At 70.7% G+C, this 249-nt stretch carries 1 pseudogene; it reads left to right on the top strand.

The annotated features are described in order from the left end of the window. Positions 1 to 211, top strand: a pseudogene (locus CH341_RS33065) (hypothetical protein); the annotation flags it as partial. Between the last annotated feature and the right edge of the window lie 38 nt (positions 212 to 249).

The following is a 249-nucleotide window of genomic DNA, read 5'->3' as shown; positions in this document are numbered from 1 at the left end:
GGAACATCTCGTTCCGCTTGCGGGGCGCCTCATGCAGGAGATCGTTCAGGAGCGCGGCCTCGATCCCCGCTGGGCGATCCCGCTCGACGGGGAGGAACTCGAAGCACTCCGTGGCGCGTGGCCCGGCGGCTCCGTCCGCCTCTTGCGGAGGCTGGTGGAGCGCCTGCTGCTGGCACGCGACAGATGGAAGGCGGAGGAGGAGGCGCAGTGACCGGGCGCCATGCCGTGGCATCGATGCCGCACCGTCTC

It is taken from the genome of Rhodoplanes roseus (genome assembly GCF_003258865.1).
Classification (GTDB): Bacteria; Pseudomonadota; Alphaproteobacteria; order Rhizobiales; family Xanthobacteraceae; genus Rhodoplanes; species Rhodoplanes roseus.
The sequence above is the reverse complement of the archived record's forward strand: the minus strand, read 5'-3'. Positions and strand labels throughout refer to the sequence as shown.